Annotated in this window: 4 protein-coding genes and 1 pseudogene; 1 reads left to right on the top strand and 4 read right to left on the bottom strand. The window is 57.4% G+C overall.

What is annotated here, in order from left to right; all coding sequences use genetic code 11:
- A pseudogene (locus ACP5J3_RS12465) lies at positions 1–481 on the top strand (hypothetical protein); the annotation flags it as partial.
- On the opposite strand, the gene ACP5J3_RS12460 reads toward ACP5J3_RS12465, so the two are convergent.
- The 4 genes from ACP5J3_RS12460 to ACP5J3_RS12445 form a co-directional block, all read right to left on the bottom strand.
- Entirely contained in the window at positions 459–884 is a 426-nt protein-coding gene (locus ACP5J3_RS12460; RefSeq protein WP_428495982.1) for a hypothetical protein, read from the bottom strand. The pseudogene ACP5J3_RS12465 and the gene ACP5J3_RS12460 overlap by 23 nt on opposite strands.
- Positions 885–1,095: 211 nt before the next feature.
- Positions 1,096–1,545: a hypothetical protein gene (locus tag ACP5J3_RS12455; RefSeq protein ID WP_428495981.1), complete on the bottom strand. Its 450-nt coding sequence runs from the start codon at positions 1,543–1,545 to the stop codon at positions 1,096–1,098.
- The gene (locus tag ACP5J3_RS12450; RefSeq protein WP_428495980.1) at positions 1,542–2,537 is read right to left on the bottom strand and encodes a hypothetical protein; all 996 of its coding nucleotides are present in this window, start codon (positions 2,535–2,537) and stop codon (positions 1,542–1,544) included. The genes ACP5J3_RS12455 and ACP5J3_RS12450 overlap by 4 nt, the downstream gene beginning before the upstream one ends.
- A 17-nt stretch (positions 2,538–2,554) precedes the next feature.
- Complete coding sequence (locus ACP5J3_RS12445; protein WP_428495979.1) at positions 2,555–2,851, bottom strand: hypothetical protein; 297 nt, start codon at positions 2,849–2,851, stop codon at positions 2,555–2,557.
- Positions 2,852–2,957 lie beyond the last annotated feature (106 nt).

Raw genomic sequence — 2,957 nt, 5'->3', positions numbered from 1 at the left:
GTGGCGGATGTTCCTAGAGGATTACGAGAGGAGGTGGCGGGTTAATGAGGAGAGGTGGGAGAGGGCGTTTAGAGAGTTTAAGTGGATGAGGTCGGCCATTGAGCAGTTGCAGGAGGCGCTGGGGGTGTCGCTGGAGTTCTACACCGCCCAGTGGATTAGGGAGTGGCTCTCCGCCAGGGGGTACCACTGCAGGCCCACGGTGCACGCCTCCCTCCTCATCGACGGGGTCAAGGAGGTGGACGTCTTCTGCCCGGACCCGCCCGTGGTGGCTGAGGTCAAGGCCGCGGTGCTCACCGTGAAGGCCGCCGAGGAGGCCCTGGCCCAGCTGAAGGCGGCGGTGGAGGCCGCCGAGAGGTTCCTAGGGAGGAGGATATACGCCGCGTTCCTCGCCGTCGAGTCCGCGCCGGGGGATGTGGCGGAGTACCTGCGCCGCCGCGCCGAGGAGGCTGGCTACATCCTCATCCTGGGACGGAGCCATTGACAAGCACGGTGAAGGGGTGCCGCACCCCCTCCGACGTCGCCAGCTCGCCCGGCAGAAGAGTGCCGGGTTTAGCCTCCACGTGGCCGCACACCGCCTCGACCACCCTTTCCCCGCCCGGCTGGATGTCCACCGGCTGGAAGACACAGCTGACGTTGGCAACCCTAACGTCCGCCGCCAGGGCGGCCTCCCGGCCTGGGTTAACTACCTTCACCTCAAGCCGCTGGATCCTACTGTCGAGAGCCGCCGTGAGTATCAAAAGCCTGGGGAGCCTGCTGGCCGGGGTCTGATGCGGCTCGGGGAGAGGGGAGGCGCGGCTACCTGGTAGTGGAGATAGAGGGCAACCGCCACAAGCGCCGCCGTCCCCACGAGTGCCGCCGCCCAGAGCCGCCGCCGGACACATCACGTGGAAACGGCTGATGTTAAATACGTTTATTTTCCTTAGATCTAGTAATGCCGGGGGACTCCTCAGAAGCGGATCTACAGTGTAGCCTAAAGCTAAGTCCCGATACCTCTAAGACAGGCCTAACCGTTTAATCTGACTGGCGGCTTCTTAGGATGTCAAAAAGTTTATGCTCCCCCCAAGCCTCACCGCGTTTAAAGAGTAGTAAGCCTCTTTACTTAACCGAGGAAGGACACGCGAGGTGCGTCAAGCAATCAACGACCTGGACCCCGTCTGCCTTAGGATCCACGCTCTCTTCAAAATCGCCACAGTTGCACACTGCAGTTATAAACTCGTCCTCGCGGCTACAGCTACACAACGCCTTATAAGCCTCGTGATACTTAATACACACATAGCTACAACCACCTCCGCCCCTAGGCACGTACCAGTAACAATCAACGTTAAACCCCGTCTCCCTCAGCAACTCTATTGACGCTCTGATGTATTGTGACTTGGTGGCCCTTTTAGAACACTTCTCCGATAACCCATCCCCATCCACAAACAGCCCTAATTTAGCCTCCATAGTCGCCCCCCACAGATATTTCACTAATTTGCCGTAGTCATACCTGCCTAATTTGTCACTGACGTGGTAAAGCCCGACTGCATCAATCCATAGAGTCTTCATACCTCCACAAAGGCGCGGTACACAGCTGCGTCGGTGAATCCAGGGACTCTCCCCTCCCCTCTCCACACTCCCTTGACATAGATCCTTTCGGCGTCTCTGGCAAATACATAGGCGGGGGGCCCTATTCCAAGTAGAAAATCTAAGCTGTGAGTGGCGGCAACAACGTTAAACCTCCCGCCAGACCTCTCCACGAGCCTCCTCAACACCCTGCCCAGGAAAAACGCCAGCACAGGGTGGGCGTGGGTCTCTGGCTCCTCCACGAGGAAATATGTCAAGCCGGGCAGGCCGTAGGCGTAGACAGCCTCGGCGAGCACCAACGCAGGCGCAAACACAGTGCTGAGCTCCCTCAATCCGTAGCCCTCAGCTCCCCACTTGTTGTCAACCCAGCCGAAGCCATCAGACGTAACGTAGAGAGACAGCGGGAAGAAGTCATCCACTAAATCCCTCAATTCGGGCTCCTCCCTAACCCTCTCCATCGCCCTCCCCACCTCCTCCACTACCGACACAGCCTCCCTCACTCTGAGATCCCCCGAGGCCTGCTTTAAGCCGAGGGCAATATCGAAATCCCCGTAGGTAGCCCTTTTTATGTCAGTCAAAAGCTCTACCACAGCCCTGAAGGCCCTCTCGGCGGCTTCACGCCCCTCTGGAGAAGCCGACTCCTCCGCAATTTCTCTAATATCGGCGGCCCGCTCTCTAATCATTTCAATATTCTCCCTCACCGCCAGTTCAAACAACTGCACGGCCACTCGGTACGCGTCTACATAGACGGCGTAGTAATCGCCGGGCTCCACCTCGCACACCACATCTGGCAACTCCCGCTTTATCACGCGGCCAAATCTACGCCTCGCCGACGAGTAGATACACCACAAAGCCAGCGATTTACCAGTGAGGTTCGGACCCACAAGCGACGTGGCGCCCACAGCCTCAAACTCAATATCAATACCAACCTTCTTATTGCCATAAGCCAAACTACCCCTAAGGCCCACCTTCATCAGTCAAAAAACGGGCTCTATATAAAAAAATTCTCCCTCACCGCCAGTTCAAACAACTGCACGGCCACTCGGTACGCGTCTACATAGACGGCGTAGTAATCGCCGGGCTCCACCTCGCACACCACATCTGGCAACTCCCGCTTTATCACGCGGCCAAATCTACGCCTCGCCGACGAGTAGATACACCACAAAGCCAGCGATTTACCAGTGAGGTTCGGACCCACAAGCGACGTGGCGCCCACAGCCTCAAACTCAATATCAATACCAACCTTCTTATTGCCATAAGCCAAACTACCCCTAAGGCCCACCTTCATCAGTCAAAAAACGGGCTCTATATAAAAAAATTCTCCCTCACCGCCAGTTCAAACAACTGCACGGCCACTCGGTACGCGTCTACATAGACGGCGTAGTAATCGCCGG

The organism is Pyrobaculum sp., assembly GCF_049971835.1.
Lineage (GTDB): Archaea > Thermoproteota > Thermoprotei > Thermoproteales > Thermoproteaceae > Pyrobaculum.
The sequence above is the reverse complement of the archived record's forward strand: the minus strand, read 5'-3'. Positions and strand labels throughout refer to the sequence as shown.

What these genes read in the sequence shown, in the direction of transcription:
- ACP5J3_RS12445 (WP_428495979.1), bottom strand. Translation starts at nt 2,851, where the DNA reads ATGAAGGTGGGCCTTAGGGGTAGTTTGGCTTATGGCAATAAGAAGGTT.
- ACP5J3_RS12450 (WP_428495980.1), bottom strand. Translation starts at nt 2,537, where the DNA reads ATGAAGGTGGGCCTTAGGGGTAGTTTGGCTTATGGCAATAAGAAGGTT.
- ACP5J3_RS12455 (WP_428495981.1), bottom strand. Translation starts at nt 1,545, where the DNA reads ATGAAGACTCTATGGATTGATGCAGTCGGGCTTTACCACGTCAGTGAC.